This is a genomic window from Actinomadura mexicana (assembly GCF_900188105.1).
Classification (GTDB): domain Bacteria; phylum Actinomycetota; class Actinomycetes; order Streptosporangiales; family Streptosporangiaceae; genus Spirillospora; species Spirillospora mexicana.
Genome location: NZ_FZNP01000012.1, coordinates 139,045 through 154,300, shown reverse-complemented (window position 1 = coordinate 154,300; position 15,256 = coordinate 139,045). Strand labels below are relative to the sequence as shown.

General features: G+C 71.1%; 11 protein-coding genes. 7 read left to right on the top strand and 4 right to left on the bottom strand.

Annotated elements, in window-relative coordinates; translation table 11 throughout:
• Nucleotides 1–1,752, top strand: coding sequence for an FAD-dependent oxidoreductase (locus CHC11_RS28330; protein ID WP_089314885.1), 1,752 nt, complete (start codon nucleotides 1–3; stop codon nucleotides 1,750–1,752).
• 55 nt (nucleotides 1,753–1,807) lie between these two features.
• Here CHC11_RS28330 and CHC11_RS28325 read toward each other — a convergent pair whose 3' ends face one another.
• Complete coding sequence (locus CHC11_RS28325) at nucleotides 1,808–2,755, bottom strand: zinc metalloprotease (protein ID WP_179279049.1); 948 nt, start codon at nucleotides 2,753–2,755, stop codon at nucleotides 1,808–1,810.
• A gap of 169 nt (nucleotides 2,756–2,924) precedes the next feature.
• On the opposite strand from CHC11_RS28325, the gene CHC11_RS28320 reads away from it, so the two are divergent.
• Nucleotides 2,925–3,680, top strand: coding sequence for a DNA alkylation repair protein (locus tag CHC11_RS28320; protein WP_179279048.1), 756 nt, complete (start codon nucleotides 2,925–2,927; stop codon nucleotides 3,678–3,680).
• A gap of 75 nt (nucleotides 3,681–3,755) precedes the next feature.
• Here CHC11_RS28320 and CHC11_RS28315 read toward each other — a convergent pair whose 3' ends face one another.
• Nucleotides 3,756–4,535, bottom strand: a complete 780-nt coding sequence (locus CHC11_RS28315) for a zinc metalloprotease (RefSeq protein WP_245919888.1) — start codon at nucleotides 4,533–4,535, stop codon at nucleotides 3,756–3,758.
• Between the two features lie 504 nt (nucleotides 4,536–5,039).
• Here CHC11_RS28315 and guaA point away from each other — a divergent pair.
• Complete coding sequence (gene guaA / locus CHC11_RS28310) at nucleotides 5,040–6,626, top strand: glutamine-hydrolyzing GMP synthase (RefSeq protein ID WP_245919886.1); 1,587 nt, start codon at nucleotides 5,040–5,042, stop codon at nucleotides 6,624–6,626.
• A gap of 174 nt (nucleotides 6,627–6,800) precedes the next feature.
• Here the strand turns inward: guaA and ahpD are convergent, their stop codons facing one another.
• Both ahpD and CHC11_RS28300 read right to left on the bottom strand, forming a co-directional pair.
• Nucleotides 6,801–7,343 carry an alkylhydroperoxidase, AhpD family gene (gene ahpD / locus CHC11_RS28305; RefSeq protein WP_089314997.1) on the bottom strand — a complete coding sequence of 181 codons (543 nt, stop codon included), beginning with the start codon at nucleotides 7,341–7,343 and terminating at the stop codon, nucleotides 6,801–6,803.
• A gap of 100 nt (nucleotides 7,344–7,443) precedes the next feature.
• Nucleotides 7,444–7,998 carry a peroxiredoxin gene (locus CHC11_RS28300; protein ID WP_089314996.1) on the bottom strand — a complete coding sequence of 185 codons (555 nt, stop codon included), beginning with the start codon at nucleotides 7,996–7,998 and terminating at the stop codon, nucleotides 7,444–7,446.
• 474 nt (nucleotides 7,999–8,472) lie between these two features.
• On the opposite strand from CHC11_RS28300, the gene CHC11_RS28295 reads away from it, so the two are divergent.
• From CHC11_RS28295 to CHC11_RS28280, 4 genes are all read left to right on the top strand, one after another.
• Nucleotides 8,473–8,907: a hydrolase gene (locus tag CHC11_RS28295; protein WP_089314881.1), complete on the top strand. Its 435-nt coding sequence runs from the start codon at nucleotides 8,473–8,475 to the stop codon at nucleotides 8,905–8,907.
• 154 nt (nucleotides 8,908–9,061) lie between these two features.
• Nucleotides 9,062–10,552, top strand: a complete 1,491-nt coding sequence (locus tag CHC11_RS28290; protein ID WP_218826284.1) for a carotenoid oxygenase family protein — start codon at nucleotides 9,062–9,064, stop codon at nucleotides 10,550–10,552.
• A 187-nt stretch (nucleotides 10,553–10,739) separates the two neighbouring features.
• The gene (locus tag CHC11_RS28285; RefSeq protein WP_089314880.1) at nucleotides 10,740–11,666 is read left to right on the top strand and encodes a hydrogen peroxide-inducible genes activator; all 927 of its coding nucleotides are present in this window, start codon (nucleotides 10,740–10,742) and stop codon (nucleotides 11,664–11,666) included.
• Between the two features lie 150 nt (nucleotides 11,667–11,816).
• Nucleotides 11,817–15,251, top strand: coding sequence for a bifunctional glycosyltransferase/CDP-glycerol:glycerophosphate glycerophosphotransferase (locus CHC11_RS28280; RefSeq protein ID WP_089314879.1), 3,435 nt, complete (start codon nucleotides 11,817–11,819; stop codon nucleotides 15,249–15,251).
• The last annotated feature ends 5 nt before the right edge of the window (nucleotides 15,252–15,256 follow it).

Here is a 15,256-nt window from a genome sequence, read left to right as displayed (position 1 = left end):
GTGAAGCATGACTTCGACGTGCTCGTCGTCGGGTCGGGGTTCGGCGGCAGCGTCTCGGCGCTGCGGCTGACCGAGAAGGGCTACCGGGTCGGCGTCATCGAGGCCGGCCGCCGCTTCGACACCGATCCGGGCGGCGCGCCCGGGGCCCGGTATCCGGAACTGCCGAAGACGAACTGGCGCATCGCCCGCTACCTGTGGGCGCCCGCGCTCGGCCTGACCGGCATGCAGCGGATGCACCTCATCCGGGGCGCGAAGTCGAGCCGCGTGATGGTGCTGGCGGGTGCGGGCGTCGGCGGCGGGTCCCTCAACTACGCCAACACGCTGTACGTCCCGCCGGAGCCGTTCTTCAAGGACCGGCAGTGGGCGCACATCACCGACTGGCGGGACGAGCTGGCGCCCTACTACGAGCAGGCGAAGCGCATGCTCGGCGTCGTCCAGAACCCGACGACGACGGCGGCCGACAAGGTGATGAAGCGGGTCGCCGACCGGATGGGCAAGGGCGAGACGTTCGTGAAGACCCCGGTCGGCGTCTACTTCGGGAGCGGCGCCGGGGTCGAGAGCGCCGACCCCTACTTCGGCGGGGCGGGCCCGCGCCGGCGCGGCTGCCTGGAGTGCGGCGAGTGCATGGTGGGCTGCCGCCACGGTGCGAAGAACATGCTGACGGAGAACTACCTGTACCTGGCCGAGAAGGCGGGCGCCCGGGTGATGCCGCTCAGCCGCGTCACCTCGGTGCGGCCGCGCGCCGGCGGCGGGTACGAGGTCGAGATCGTCCGGACGGGCTCGTTCGGCCGCAACCGCAGGACGCTCACCGCCGAGCAGGTCGTCTTCGCCGCCGGCACCTACGGGACCCAGAAACTGCTGCACAAGCTCAAGTCGACCGGGCTGCTGCCGCGCCTGTCCGACCGGCTCGGGACCCTGACCCGGACCAACTCCGAGGCGATCCTCGGCGGCGGGCGCCGGGGCGGCAGGCCGGGCCCGGACTTCTCCGAGGGCGTGGCGATCACGTCGTCGTTCCACCCGACGCCGGACACCCACATCGAGCCCGTCCGGTACGGCCGGGGCTCGAACCTGCTCGCCTCCCTGCAGACCCTCCTGGTGGACGGTGACCGGCCCGGTGAGCGGCACACCCCCCGGATCCGCAAGTTCGTCCGCGAGGTGGCGCGCCGGCCGGGCGACCTCCTCCAGCTCTTCGACGTCCGCCACTGGTCGGAGCGCACGGTCATCGCCCTGGTCATGCAGACCCGCGACAACTCGATCACGCTGAGCCCGAAGAGGGGCCCGTTCGGCTGGGACGTCCGCGCCGCAGCCGGGCACGGCGAGCCGAACCCGACGTGGATCCCCGAGGGGCACGAGGCGACCCGCCGGATCGCCGAGGAGATCGGCGGCATCCCGGGCGGTTCCTGGGGCGACCTGTTCGACGTCCCGATGACCGCGCACTTCCTCGGCGGCTGCGCCATCGGCGACTCCGCCGGTACGGGGGTGATCGACCCCTACCACCGCGTCTACGGGCACCCCGGCCTGCACGTCGTGGACGGCTCCGCCGTCTCGGCCAACCTGGGCGTCAACCCGTCCCTCACGATCACGGCCCAGGCCGAGCGCGCCATGGCCTTCTGGCCGAACCGCTCGGAGGAGGACCCGCGTCCCGCCCTCGGCGACGCCTACCGGCGCCTCGCCCCCGTCGTCCCGAAGAACCCGGTCGTCCCGGCCGACGCCCCCGCGGCCCTGAGGCTCCCGATCGTCGACATCACCTGAGGGTGGACGAGTCCGGCGCCGGGGCGGTGACCCGCTCCGGCGCCGGGTGCGGGGATCAGGCGCGGTAGGCGGCCCACTGGTTCTTCATGCGCGTGGACTGGCCAGGCGTGAACTCGTACATGCACGAGTCGTAGCTGTAGTCCATGAAGTTGTGGATCGGGTCGGCGCCGGCCGTGGAGCAGGTGTCGCGGCCGGTCGGGCACCCCGAGGCCGGGCTCTGCTCGGCGGGCGTGTCGGAGACGCCGTCGCCGGTGCTGCCGCACCCGCCCTGGAACGTGTGGTAGAGCCCCATCCAGTGGCCCACCTCGTGGGTTCCGGTGTCGCCCTCGTTGTAGTTGCCGAGCGAGCCGCCCGGCAGGCTCTGGTAGTGGATGACGACGCCGTCCATCGACGGCTGGGAGCGGTAGCCGCTCGGGAACGTGGCCCAGCCGAGGAGGCTGCTGCCGAGGTCGGCGGTGTAGAAGTTGAGGTCCTGCGCGTTGCCGGTGTGCAGGGCGGACTTCATCTGCCGCTCGTAGCCCTCGGGGTCGGAGAACCAGGCCGCGTTCTTCGTCCGCCTGGTCTCGGCCAGGGTGAACGTGACGCCGCTGCCCGCATAGGCGTTGTTGAGGACGCTGAGCTGCTTGGTCAGGGCCGAGTCGGACACGTTGCCCGCGCTGCCGTAGACGACCTGGAAGTGCACGCGGACGGTGATGGCCGCCGCCGTGCTCGCCTTCCTCAGCTTGCCGAGGCGGTTCTGGAAGTCCTTCTCCATCGCGGAGACCTGGGCCGCTCCGGGCTGGTTCCGCTCGGTGGCGTGGGCCCCGGCGCGGACGCGGGCCTGGGCGGGCTGGTCGGCGCACACCGTGGGCGAGGCTGACCGGGCGGGCGAGGCTGACCGGGCGGGCGAGGCTGACCGGGCGGACGAGGCGGGCGGGGCGGCCAGGGTGGCGGGGGCGGCGGGGGCGTACGCCGTGAAGGCGGCGGCCATGCCGAGGACGGCGGCGATTCCGGCGCGTTTCATGGAACTCCTTGGGGGTGCGGCGCGTGCGGGGGAGCGCGCGCGTGGGAGCGGAGTCATCGCTGGAACCAGGGTGAATGCGAAGGAACAGTGCGTCTTTAGCAAACCTGGACGAACAGGGGTGAGTATTACTGAATACGGCACCGTAGCGCGGCGGCGTAGCGTGTCTCCCATGGACGTGGAGGGGGAGGCGGCGCGGATCCTGGCCGAGCTGAGGGCGCAGGCGGATCCGGTGCGGGCCGAGGGAGAGAAGCGCTACCTGAAGAGCGGTCTCGTCCATATCGGAGTGCCCGTCCCCGCGTTGCGCAAGGTCGCGTTGCCGGCGGTCAAGAGCAGGCCGGCACGGGAGGAACTGGTCGCCCTCGCCGGGACGCTCTGGGACGTCACCGAACAAGGCCGCCCGGTGCACGAGGCCCGCATGGCCGCCATAGAGGTCCTCGTGAAGCGGGCGGCGCTGCTGGAACCGCGCGACGTGGGCCTGGCCGAACGGCTCATCCGCGACTCGGCGAGCTGGGTGTACGTCGACCAGCTGGCGGAGAAGGTCGTCGGGGCGCTGGTCGTCCGCCACCCGGACCTGGCGAAGGTGCTGGACGCGTGGGTCGCCGATCCCTACATGTGGGTGAGGCGCACGGCCGTGCTGGCGCTCCTGGCGGGCGTCCGGACGGGCGACCCCGACCTCGACCGCATCGACCGCTACGGGGACGCGCTCAGAGGCGAGCGCGAGTTCTTCATCCGCAAGGCCCTCGGATGGGTGCTCCGAGAGCTGTCCAAGAAGGACCCCGAGTGGGTGGCCGCCTGGGTCGAGCCACGCGTGGACGCCCTCTCAGGCGTCACGCTACGCGAGGCCCTCCGCCACCTCCCACCCGAAGCCGCCACCCGCCTCAAGCCCGCTCCCAGGAAAGGCCCCAGACCCAAGCCCGCGCGCTGAGGCGACATCGCGGCCGGGAGACGCGGGGCCGCAGCAAAGTCGGGGTGGGGGCGAGCCCGGGGCTCGGAGCGGCTTCTAGGCGCGGTAGGCGGTCCACACGTCGTGGATGCGGGTGCCCTGGCCCGGGGTGAAGGACGTCATGCAGGTGTCGTAGCTGTAGTCCATGTAGTTGTGCACGGGGTCTTCCCCGGGGGCGGGGCAGGTGTCCTTGGAGGACGGGCAGCCGTTCGTGGGATCGCGCTCGGCGGGGGTGTCGGCGACGCGGTCGCCCTGGCCGCTGCAGCCGTCCTGGAACGTGTGGTAGAGCCCCAGCCAGTGCCCGACCTCGTGGGTCGCGCTGAAGCCCCTGTTGAAGTTCTCGATGGAACCGCCCGGCATGCTGGCGTAGTGGACTGTCACGCCGTCCATCGTCGGGTCGGACTTGTACTTCCAGGGGAACGTCGACCAGCCGAGCAGGTCGCCGCCGATGTAGGTGCTGTAGAGGTTCAGCGTCGACTTGCCGCCCTTGTGCAGCCTCGGCTTGTAGGTGCCCTCGTAGCGTTCCGGGTCGCCGAACCACGCCGCGTTGTCGGTACGGCTCACGGCCTTGAGCGTGAAGGAGACGTTCGCGTCCGCGCCTCCGTTTCCTCCGCCGTAGGACGTGTTCAGCGTGCTGATCTGGCGCTGGATCATCGCGTCGGACACCTCGCCCCTCGCGCCGGCGTGGATCACGTGGAAGTAGACCGGAATGGTGATCGGCGCGGCCCGGCGCAGGCTCGCGCTCTTCGAAGCCCCATGCCCGCCCTGGAGGAGACCGTCCAGAATCCGGTTCAGGCGCGTCTCCACGGCGGCGGCCTCGGCGGGGCTCAGATCCATCTGATCCCGGGCATGGCCGTCGGCACGGTGGCGCGCCTCAGGCGCCGCAGGGGGGTGCGCGCAGTCGCCCCGGCGTTCCTGCCCTGTGCTCGCGAACGGTCCTATGCTCGCGAACGGTCCTGTGCTCGCTGACGGTCCTGTGCTCGCTGACGGCGCGGACTGCCCGGAAGGCGCGGCGGGGACCAGGGCGGCGAGCAGAGCGGCGGCGGCGAGCAGCTTCACGGCACTCCTAGGGACGGCGTTCCGGCGAGCACGGCTATCTCGGCGAGCACGGTGTCGTGGCGAGCACGGCGTTCCCGAGGAAAACAGCGCTTCACCGAATACAGGGCGTCATCAACTGATATCAGACCGCAGTCATCCTGAGCGTGTGATCAGGGTAAACGGACGCTGACCGTTATCGGCCAGTCGCAGTCTGTAACGATCACGTTCGGGGTGCGGCGCATCGGCGCAGGCAGCGGCCCGTAGACTGGGGAGTCCCTTCCGGCCGGGCGAAAGGCGTAGTTGGTGGTCGCAGACCAATCCTTTGACACCGTCCTCGTCGTCGACTTCGGCGCGCAGTACGCGCAGCTGATCGCACGACGGGTCCGCGAGTGCCATGTGTTCAGCGAGATCGTGCCGTCCACCATGCCGGCGGCGGAGATGCTCGCCAGGCGGCCGAAGGCGATCATCCTGTCGGGCGGCCCGGCGTCGGTGTACGCCGAGGGCGCGCCGGTGGTGCCCGACGGCCTGTTCGACATCGGCGTCCCCACGCTCGGCATCTGCTACGGCCACCAGGTGATGGCGCAGGCCCTCGGCGGGACGGTCGAGAACTCCGACGTCGCCGAGTACGGCGGCGCCACCGTCGCCGTCGCGTCCCCCGGCATGCTGTTCGCGGGCCTGCCCCACGAGCAGGCGGTGTGGATGTCCCACCGCGACTTCGTGAGCAGCGCCCCGTCCGGCTTCACCGTGACGGCCAGCACGGACGTCACCCCGGTCGCGGGCATGGAGGATCTGGACCGCGGCTTCTTCGGCGTCCAGTTCCACCCCGAGGTCCTGCACACCGAGCACGGCATGGAGATCCTGCGGCGCTTCCTCTACGAGGGCGCCGGGTGCCGGCCGAACTGGACGATGGTGAACATCGCGGACGAGTCGATCGAGGCCGTCCGGGAGCGGGTCGGGGAGAAGCGGGTGATCTGCGCGCTGTCGGGCGGGGTCGACTCCGCCGTCGCCGCCGCGCTCGTCCAGCGGGCCATCGGCGACCAGCTGACCTGCGTGTTCGTCGACCACGGCCTGCTGCGCAAGGGCGAGCCCGAACAGGTCGAGAAGGACTTCGTCGCCGCCACGGGGGTGAACCTGCACGTCGTGGACGCCCAGGAGCGCTTCCTGTCCGCCCTCGACGGCGTCACCGACCCGGAGGAGAAGCGCAAGATCATCGGCCGCGAGTTCATCCGGGTGTTCGAGGAGGCGGCCCGCGAGATCGTGCACGGCGGGGCGGGTGCGGCCGGAGAACCGGCCGAACCGGTCGAGTTCCTCGTCCAGGGGACCCTCTACCCGGACGTGGTCGAATCGGGCGGCGGCACCGGTGCGGCCAACATCAAGTCGCACCACAACGTCGGCGGCCTCCCCGAAGACCTCCAGTTCAAGCTGGTCGAGCCGCTGCGGACGCTGTTCAAGGACGAGGTCCGCGCGCTCGGCGAGCAGCTCGGCCTGCCGGCCGAGATCGTCTGGCGGCAGCCGTTCCCCGGCCCCGGCCTCGGCATCCGCATCATCGGCGCCGTCACGCGCGACCGCCTGGACATCCTCCGGGACGCCGACGCCATCGCCCGCGAGGAGCTCACCCGAGCCGGCCTCGACCGGGAGGTCTGGCAGTTCCCGGTCGTCCTGCTCGCGGACGTGCGGTCGGTGGGCGTGCAGGGCGACAGCCGCACCTACGGGCACCCGATCGTCCTGCGTCCGGTGACCAGCGAGGACGCGATGACCGCCGACTGGGCGAAGCTGCCCTACGACGTCCTGCAGCGGATCTCCACCCGCATCACCAACGAGGTCCGCGAGATCAACCGCGTCACCGTCGACATCACCTCCAAGCCCCCGGGCACCATCGAGTGGGAGTGAGCACGGCGAGGTGAGCACGAGAGGTGAGCACTCAGAGGTGAGCACTCAGAGGTGAGCACTCAGAGGTGAGCACTGAGAGGTGAGCACTGAGAGGTGAGCACTCAGAGGTGAGCACGGCGAAGGCCCGGACGGGATCCGTCCGGGCCTTTCGCCTGCCGTCGGACGCGGCGGCCGTCAGACCGCGGCGGGGGCCAGTGCGGCCTCCGCCTCCAGGGTCGCGGCGGTCGCGTTCACCACGGCGGCGATCCGCAGCACCTCCTGGACGAGCTCGCGCGACAGGCCGGCCTCGCGGACGACCTTCTCGTGCGACTCCAGGCACCGCCCGCAGCCGTTGATCGCCGACACGGCGAGGCACCACAGCTCGAAGTCGACCTTCTCCACGCCGGGCCTACCGATGATCGACATCCGCAGCCGGGCCGGGAGGGTCGCGTACGCCTCGTCCCCGATCAGGTGGGTGGCGCGGTAGTACACGTTGTTCATCGCCATGATCGACGCGGCGCCCTTGGCCGCCTCGAACGCCTCGGCGGACAGGTTGCCGCCCGCCTCCTCGGCCAGTTCCCGGATGACGACGGTGCTCCGCGTGGCGAGGGCGCAGGCCAGGACCGTCCCCCACAGCTGCTGGTCGCTGAGCTGGGAGGTCGAGGTCAGCGAGCCCAGGTTGAGCTTGGTGTCCTTGGCGTAGCCCGGGAGGGCGCCCTTCAGCGCGTCAACGCTCATGATCATGCGTCCTTTCGTGCGGACGGCCGGCCGCGGGTCGCGCGGCCGGCCGCCGTCGGTCCGTGCTCGGGCTCCGCCGGGGCCGGGCCCGGCGAGAGGCTCAGGCCCCGGCGAGCAGCCTGGCCGCGTCGAGCGTGTCCTCGCCCTTGTTCCAGTTGCAGGGGCACAGCTCGTCGCTCTGCAGCGCGTCCAGCACCCGCAGGACCTCCTTGACGTTCCGGCCGACGGAACCGGCGGTCACCATGGCGAACTGGATCTCGTTGTTCGGGTCGACGATGAACGTCGCGCGCTGCGCGACGCCGTCCTCGGTGAGGATGCCGAGCGACTCCGACAGCTCGCGCTTGAGGTCGGACAGCATCGGGAACGGGATCTCCCGCAGGTCCGGGTGGTCCTTGCGCCACGCGTAGTGCACGAACTCGTTGTCGACGGACGCGCCGAGCACCTGCGCGTCGCGGTCGGCGAAGTCCTCGTTGAGGCGGCCGAACTCCGCGATCTCGGTCGGACAGACGAACGTGAAGTCCTTCGGCCAGAAGAAGACGACGCGCCACTTGCCCTCGTAGGTCTTGTGGTCGATCGTCTTGAACGCGTTGTCGGCGTCCAGCGAGACGCAGGCGGTGAGCTCGTACGCGGGGAACTTGTCACCGACAGTAAGCAACGAATGCTCCTTCGTCATGAGAAAGGAATCGCCTCGCCGTAAGAGGCGCGGGAGGGCCGCGGGCTTCCGCCTCGGCGGCCGTGTCACTCAGCGTGCCGCGGCCCGAATCCCAAGAGAAATCGATCGATCCCAAGTGATCTATAGGAGCTTCTTATCAATCGCCCTCAAAGGCCCTCTGACCTGCGCCGGAAGGAATGTATGGCGCGGATGGGAAGCCGGGCAGTAGATGTACGTCACATCGAGTCGCCCAAAACGGACTTCACACTCGGTGGCGAGTCAGTGTAGGGCCACCGGTGCCACAATACGCATGCTGTGACCAATACCTCGAAGTCGGTGATTGCGTGCAGGATCCGACTTCTCGGCATATTCCCCGCTCTTGCCGATGGACCGGGACCTCCGAGATCCTCCCAATATGCCTGCAGCGATATCCCTTCGGTGGTGCCTTCGGTCATGGGAGTGCCTGGACGGTGGCTCGTGAGCGGTCTCCTGGCTCGGCTTCCCCCTGGTTTCTGGGTCGTCCGGTACGTCGGAGCCCGGTATCCGGGATCACAGGCCGTCGTCGAGCACCCCGGCATCGCCGACGGCGCGAACTGCCAGTTGTTCGCGTACGAGGTGCTCAGGTACTTCGGGCTTGAGGTCCCCGAGTTGCGGTCGAGCGAGTTGTGGGCGGACACGGCGGCGACGACGTCGGTCTCGGACGCCCGGCCGTTGGATCTGGTGCTCTTCAACGCCACGAGAGACCCCTGGGGCGCCCATGTCGGCGTCTGGACCGATGACGACCAGGTTCTTCATCTCTGCTCCGAGGTCGGGCGCCCGGTCGTGTGGCGCATGGACGAGTTCGCCGCCCGTGACCGGTACCGGACCGTCATCGGGATCAAGCGCGTCATCCGGCAGGTCCGCCCGGCCTAGGCATCGGGTCTCCGGCGACGGGCGACAGGCGACAGGCGCCCATCCCCGCGGCCGTCGTCGTCCCGGCGGACGTGTGCGGCACCGGCGAATCTTGACACGGCCGTTGCCGGAACCTATTTTTCTGGCAACAGGCGTAGCCAGATGGGGAGGCCCCGTGCCTCAGATCAGCGAGACCGGCCGGACCGCGGAGCCTCCCGAAGCCGAGCCGGACATGGCGCGCGTCTTCGCGCCGCTGATGCGCGAGCACGACTACGTCGTCGACCAGATCGACGGGGAGCTTCCGTCCGGCCTCACCGGGACGCTGTACCGGATCGGCCCGGGCAAGTGGGAGGTCGGGCGCACGCTGATGCACCACCTCTTCGACGGCGACGGAATGGTCTCCCAGTTCGCCTTCGACGGGCGGTCCGTGCGGTTCCGCAACCGGTACGTCCGGACGCCGCAGTTCAAACACGGCATGGTCTCCGGCGGGCCGGTCCATCCGGGCGTCGGAACCCCGCTTCCCGGCGGCTTCTGGGCCAACTTCGTGAAGGGGAAGGGGCCGGCGAACGCCGCCAACACCGGCGTCGCGCTGCACGCCGACCGGCTGCTGGCCCTGTGGGAGGGCGGCCCGCCGCACCGCCTCGACCCCGACACCCTGGAGACGCTCGGCACGTACGACTTCGACGGACGGCTGCGCGGCGCGCTCAAGGCGTTCTCCGCCCACCCGAAGTGGGATCCGGCGACGGGCGAGATGTTCAACTTCGGTCAGGACTTCAGCCCGCTGCCGTCCCTGAACTGCTGGAAGGTCGACCGGCGCGGCCGGCTGCGGCGGCTCGCCCGGGTCCGGATGCTGAACATGCCGTGGAACCACGACGTGGCGCTGACGACCGAGCACATGGTGTTCGTCCTGGACCCGTACATGGTCGACCTGCGCACGATGTTCGGCGGCGGCGGGACGGTGTTCGACGCGATCCGGCACCGCCCCGAGAAGGGGACGCGGTTCGTGCTGGTGCCGCGCGACGGCGGCCCGGCCCGGGTCGTGGAGCACGAGGCGCTCGTGCACGTCCACCTGGCGAACGCCTTCGAGGACGGCGCCGACACCGTCGTCGACCTGGTGCTCTTCGACGACTTCGAAGCGATCAGGCGTGACCTGTCCGAGTTCCGCACGCGCTTCACCGACCTGCCGTCCAGCAGGCTCATGCGCTACCGGATCACCCCGGCGGGACGCGTGATCGAGACGCCGCTGTCCGACCGGCCCGGCGAGTTCCCCCAGTACGACTGGCGCCGTTCCACGCGAAGGCACCGCTACACCTACATGACGGGACGGACGGGCCCGAGCGGAGCGTACGACAGCGTCCTGAAAGTCGACAACGACACGGGCCGCACGCAGGTGCACGAGGTCGGCCCGCACACCTATGTGGGCGAGCCCATCTTCGTGCCCCGCGCGCCGGATTCCGCCGAGGACGACGGGTGGCTCCTATCCGTGGTGTACCTCGCCGCAGAGCACCGCTCGCGGCTCACCGTCCTGGACGCCCGGGACCTAGCCCCGGTCGCGGACCTCCACCTCCCGCACCACCTCCCGTTCGGCTTCCATGGCACGTTCACACCCCGCATCGCCGACCCCGGCGCCCCGATACCCCACCCCGACCGCCTCCCCGTCCTCTGACCGGCGTCTTCCCTCCGGCGCCGGTGCGGCAGGGCCCCCGCGAGGTGACCACGGCGGGCGGGTCGCCGGCGGGCGTGACCGGGAACATGCTGTGATGAATCGCATGATCGTGTGACCTGGGACGCCTCACGGTCCGTGATCGCCGTTCGGTAGTGTTCCGGTCGGGATGGCGACCAGCGGACCGACGATGAGCAGGCCGACGGTGGCCCAGTTGCGGGCCTTCCGGGCACTGGCCGGGCATCTGCATTTCGGCGACGCCGCGGCGGCCCTCCGCATGAGCCAGCCCGCGCTGTCCGGGGCCGTGGCCGCCCTTGAGGACGCGCTCGGTGCGCGGCTCGTCGAGCGGACCACCCGGAAGGTCCTGCTGACGCCCGCCGGGGAGCGGGTCGCGCGGCGCGCCGAGGCCGTCCTGGCGGAACTCGACCGGCTGGTCGAGGAGGTCCGGGCGGTCCGAGGGGTGCTCGTCGGGCCGCTCCGGGTGGGCGTCATCCCGACCGTCGCGCCTTACCTGCTGCCCCTCGTCCTGCCGAGGCTCGCCAAGGAGTTCCCCGACCTGGAGCTGTCCGTTCACGAGGAGCAGACCGGCCACATCGTCGCGGAACTCCTCGCCGGACGACTGGACGTGGTGCTGCTGGCGCTCCCCGTGCCGGCGTCGGGCGTGACGGAGCTGCCGCTGTACGACGAGGACTTCGTGCTCGTCGCGCCCGCCGGGTTCGAGCTGGGCGCCACCGGGGTCGCGCGGGAGGCGCTGAACGACCTCGACGTCATCCTGCTGAACGAGGGCCACTGCCTGCGCGACCAGGCGCTGGACGTCTGCCGGGAGGTGGGGGCGCGCGCCGCCGCGGCGACGTACGCCACGAGCCTGGCGACGCTGGTCCAGCTCGTGTCGGGCGGGCTGGGCGTGACGCTCGTCCCCGAGACGGCGCTGCCCGTGGAGACCCGCCGGGCGCCGAACCTCGGCCTGCACCGGTTCGCGGCACCCGCGCCCTTCCGCCGCATCGGCCTGGGCTTCCGGTCGACGTCGCCGCGCGCGGACGAGTTCGAGGAGCTCGCGGCGAGCCTGCGCGCCGCCGTCGCCGAGTCGGGCGTGGCCCCGGGCATCCGCCCCGCCTGATCTGCGGGATTCCTGGCCTGGTGGATTAACGCCCAGGTCAAGTGGCCGCCAGGCGAGGTCAAGTCTGCGTCAGGGGACGGCCTCGCAATCGCGATGCGCGTTCGTGCGGCGGCGCGACCTCACCATGCTCGGGGGCGAGGAGGAGGCCCCATGTCCCCGAAGCTCAGCGTCGTCGTGCCGTTCCACAACACCGAGGAGTTTCTCCAGGAGTGCCTGGAGTCGCTGGCGGGCCAGACGCTGGACGACCTTGAAGTGATCATGGTGGACGACGGGTCCACCGACAACGGCGCCGTGATCGCCAAGGACATGTGCGGCCGCGACCCGCGGTTCCGGCTGCTCACGCGGGAGAACGAGGGTCCGGGGCCCGCCCGCAACGCGGGCGTCCGGCAGGCGAGGGGCGAGTACCTGGCGTTCGCCGACGCCGACGACGTCGTGGAGCGCGAGGCGTACGCGCGGCTGGTCGCGTCCCTTGAGCGGACCGGGTCGGACCTGGCGTCCGGGAACGTCCAGCGGATGGACGACGACCGCACCTGGCAGTCGCACCTGCACGACGGCCTGTTCACGGTGTCCCGTTCGAAGACGCATGTGTCGTCCATGCCGGTGCTCATGCGCGACCGGACGCCGTGGAACAAGGTGTACCGGCGCGCGTTCTGGACCCGGACGGGACTGGAGTTCCCTCCGGGCTACTACGAGGACCCGCCCGTCACGGCGCGCGCGCACGCCCTGGCCCGTTCCGTGGACGTCCTGAGCGAGACGGTCTACTTCTGGCGCAGGCGCCCCGGGTCCATCACAGAGGACCGCTACGACTGGGACAACTTCAGCCAGCGCATGCGCTCCGCGCGGGCCGTACGGGACGGTCTGGCCGGCTACGCGCCGCAGCTCCTGAACGCCTACGACGAGCACGTCCTGATCCCCATCGAGCTTCGCGTCCTGTTCGAGGCCCTCCCCAGGACGCAGGACGAGAACCGCGGGGAACTCGTCGCCATGGGGGCGGCCCTGGCCCGGCACGTGAGCGCGCGCGTGCTGAAGCGGCAGCCCGCGATGACGCGCCTGCAACTGCACCTTCTGTGCCGGCGGATGCTGCCCGAACTGCTGGAGGTGCTGCGCTTCGCCCAGCTGCGCCAGGCGGCGGACGCGCCGCGCGTGCGGCGCGGCCTGCGGCACCGCTGGTACGCCGAGTACCCCTTCTTCGAGGACGAGGGCCGGGGCGTCCCGGCGCACGTCTACGACGTGACCGACGAGCTCGAACCGGTCGCGGCGATCGACCGCGCCACCTGGTCGGACGGCCGGCTCCGCCTGGAGGGCCACGCCTACATCCGGCATCTGGACGCCTCCAGCGAGGACGGGTCCCGCATCCGGATCTGGCTGGTCGCGGCCAACAAGCGGGGCCTCATGCGCGTCCCGGTCAGGAGGGTCCGCCGGCCGGACGTGACCGCCGGGTCGCGGCAGTCGAACGTCTCCTACGACTGGTCCGGCTTCGTCGCGGAGATCGATCCGTCCGCGCTGCGGATGTTCGGGCGCTGGCGGAACGTCGACTGGGTGCCGTGCGTCGAGATCGTCAACCGGGGGCTGCGGCGCCGGTCGTCGTTCGCGGGCCCGCGGTTCACCGGGCTGCAGTGGCCGCGGGACCGCGAGTGCGCGCCGGGCGTGCTCGTCCAGGGCGTCGCGGGACGGAACCGGTTCGTGATCCAGGTGCGCCGCACGCCGGCGGCGGTCGTCGGCTGCCACCTGGAGGGCGGCGAGCTGTGGCTGGACGGCTGGAGCCGCGTCCCGTTCGGGGACGAGCCGCGCGTCACCGCCACCCCGAGGGCGGGGCGGGCCACCGTGCTCGGGCCGGTCGAGCCGGTCGGCGCCGACGGGTTCCGGGCGCGGCTGCCGGTCGCCGGGCTGGCCCGGCGGCCGGGCGACTGGGAGATCACCCTCTCGGAGGGGGTCCGCCCGTACCTGGACGAGGACCCGGCGGGCGCCGCCTTCCCCATTCCCGGCGGCGAACTGGAGATCGCCAGGACGCGGCGCAGCACCCTGCGGATCGTCTCCCGCGGCCGCGTCCTCGCCGTCGAGGAGGTGTCGTGGTCGCCCGAGGGCGTGCTTCACCTGGCGGGCACGTGCTCGGACCGGATCGGGCGGCCGGACGCGCTGATCCTCAGGCGGCGGCGGTCGAGCGAGGAGCACGCCGTCCGGCTGCACTGGGAAGGCGACCGGTTCACCGCCGTGCTCTCGCCCGCGCGCATGCCGGTGCTCGGGCTGTCGCGTCCGCTGGTCTCCGGCCGCTGGGACGCCGTCGCCACCGTCGGAGGGCGGGAGCAGCCGGTGGTCGTCCGCCGCCACACCCTCCGCGACCTGCCCGAGCCGTTCGAAGCGGGCCTGCACCGGATCACCGTCCGGGCCCAGAAGACCGACCAGTTGCAGTTGCGCGTCGAGACGGCCCTGGACGACGACGAGCGCGGAGCCTACGCGCAGAGCCGCATACGGTCCGGGCACTACCGGCGCCACCTGAACCTGCCCGTTCGTGAGATGGCCGTGTTCGACGCGTACAAGGGACGCCAGTACTCGTGCAACCCGCGCGGCATCTACGACGAGCTCCGGCGCCGCGAAACCGACCTCGAATGCGTGTGGGTCACCGAGAACGGACAGTTCGGCAAGCCCTCTGGCGCCCGCACCGTCCTGGCCGGGACGCGTGAGCACTACGAGGCGCTCGCCCGCGCGCGCTACATCTTCGGTAACTGGGCGCAGCAGGAATGGTTCATCAGGCGCGAGGACCAGACCTACGTGCAGTGCTGGCACGGGACGCCGCTGAAGAAGCTCGGATACGACGTCAAGCAGATGCCCTTCAAGCGCACCGAGGGCGTGGACTGGATGGAGCACGACGTCCCCCAGTGGGACCTCCTGCTCGCCCAGAACGCGTTCTCCGTGCCGCTGTTCCGGCGCGCGTTCGGCTACGCCGGGGACGTCCTCGAAAGCGGCTACCCCCGCAACGACGTGCTGAGCAGCCCGCACCGCGACGAGATCGCCGCGGCGGTGCGGCGCCGGCTCGGCATCCCGGAGGGCAAGCGGGTCGTCCTGTACGCGCCGACGTGGCGGGACGACTTCCACCACGCGATCGGCAAGCGCGCGTTCCGCCTCGAATTCGAGACCGACCGGTTCCGGGCCGCGCTGGGCCGCGACCACGTCCTCCTCCTGCGGACGCACTACCTCGTCACCGACCGTCCGAGGCTCCGGCCGGGCGACTGCGTCATGGACGTCTCGGTCTACCCCGACATCTCGGAGCTGTTCCTCATCAGCGACGTGCTCGTCACCGACTACTCGTCGACCATGTTCGACTTCGCCGTCACCGGCCGCCCGATGGTGTTCTTCACCTACGACCTGGAGCGCTACCGCGACCACGTGCGCGGCTTCTACTTCGACTTCGACGCCGAGGCGCCGGGGCCGCTGCTCGCCACCACGCAGGACGTCGTCGAGGCGCTGCGCGAGCCCGCCGCGCTGGAGACCGGGTTCCGGGACGCGCGCGCCGCATTCGCCGCCCGGTACTGCCCGCACGACGACGGCCACGCCGGCGCCCGCGTGCTCGACCGCGTCCTGCGCTGAACCCG

Coding starts and splice junctions, on each gene's coding strand:
- CHC11_RS28320 (WP_179279048.1), top strand. CDS start 2,925: ATGGACGTGGAGGGGGAGGCGGCGCGGATCCTGGCCGAGCTGAGGGCG.
- CHC11_RS28285 (WP_089314880.1), top strand. CDS start 10,740: ATGAGCAGGCCGACGGTGGCCCAGTTGCGGGCCTTCCGGGCACTGGCC.
- CHC11_RS28315 (WP_245919888.1), bottom strand. CDS start 4,535: ATGGATCTGAGCCCCGCCGAGGCCGCCGCCGTGGAGACGCGCCTGAAC.
- CHC11_RS28325 (WP_179279049.1), bottom strand. CDS start 2,755: ATGAAACGCGCCGGAATCGCCGCCGTCCTCGGCATGGCCGCCGCCTTC.
- ahpD (WP_089314997.1), bottom strand. CDS start 7,343: ATGAGCGTTGACGCGCTGAAGGGCGCCCTCCCGGGCTACGCCAAGGAC.
- CHC11_RS28280 (WP_089314879.1), top strand. CDS start 11,817: ATGTCCCCGAAGCTCAGCGTCGTCGTGCCGTTCCACAACACCGAGGAG.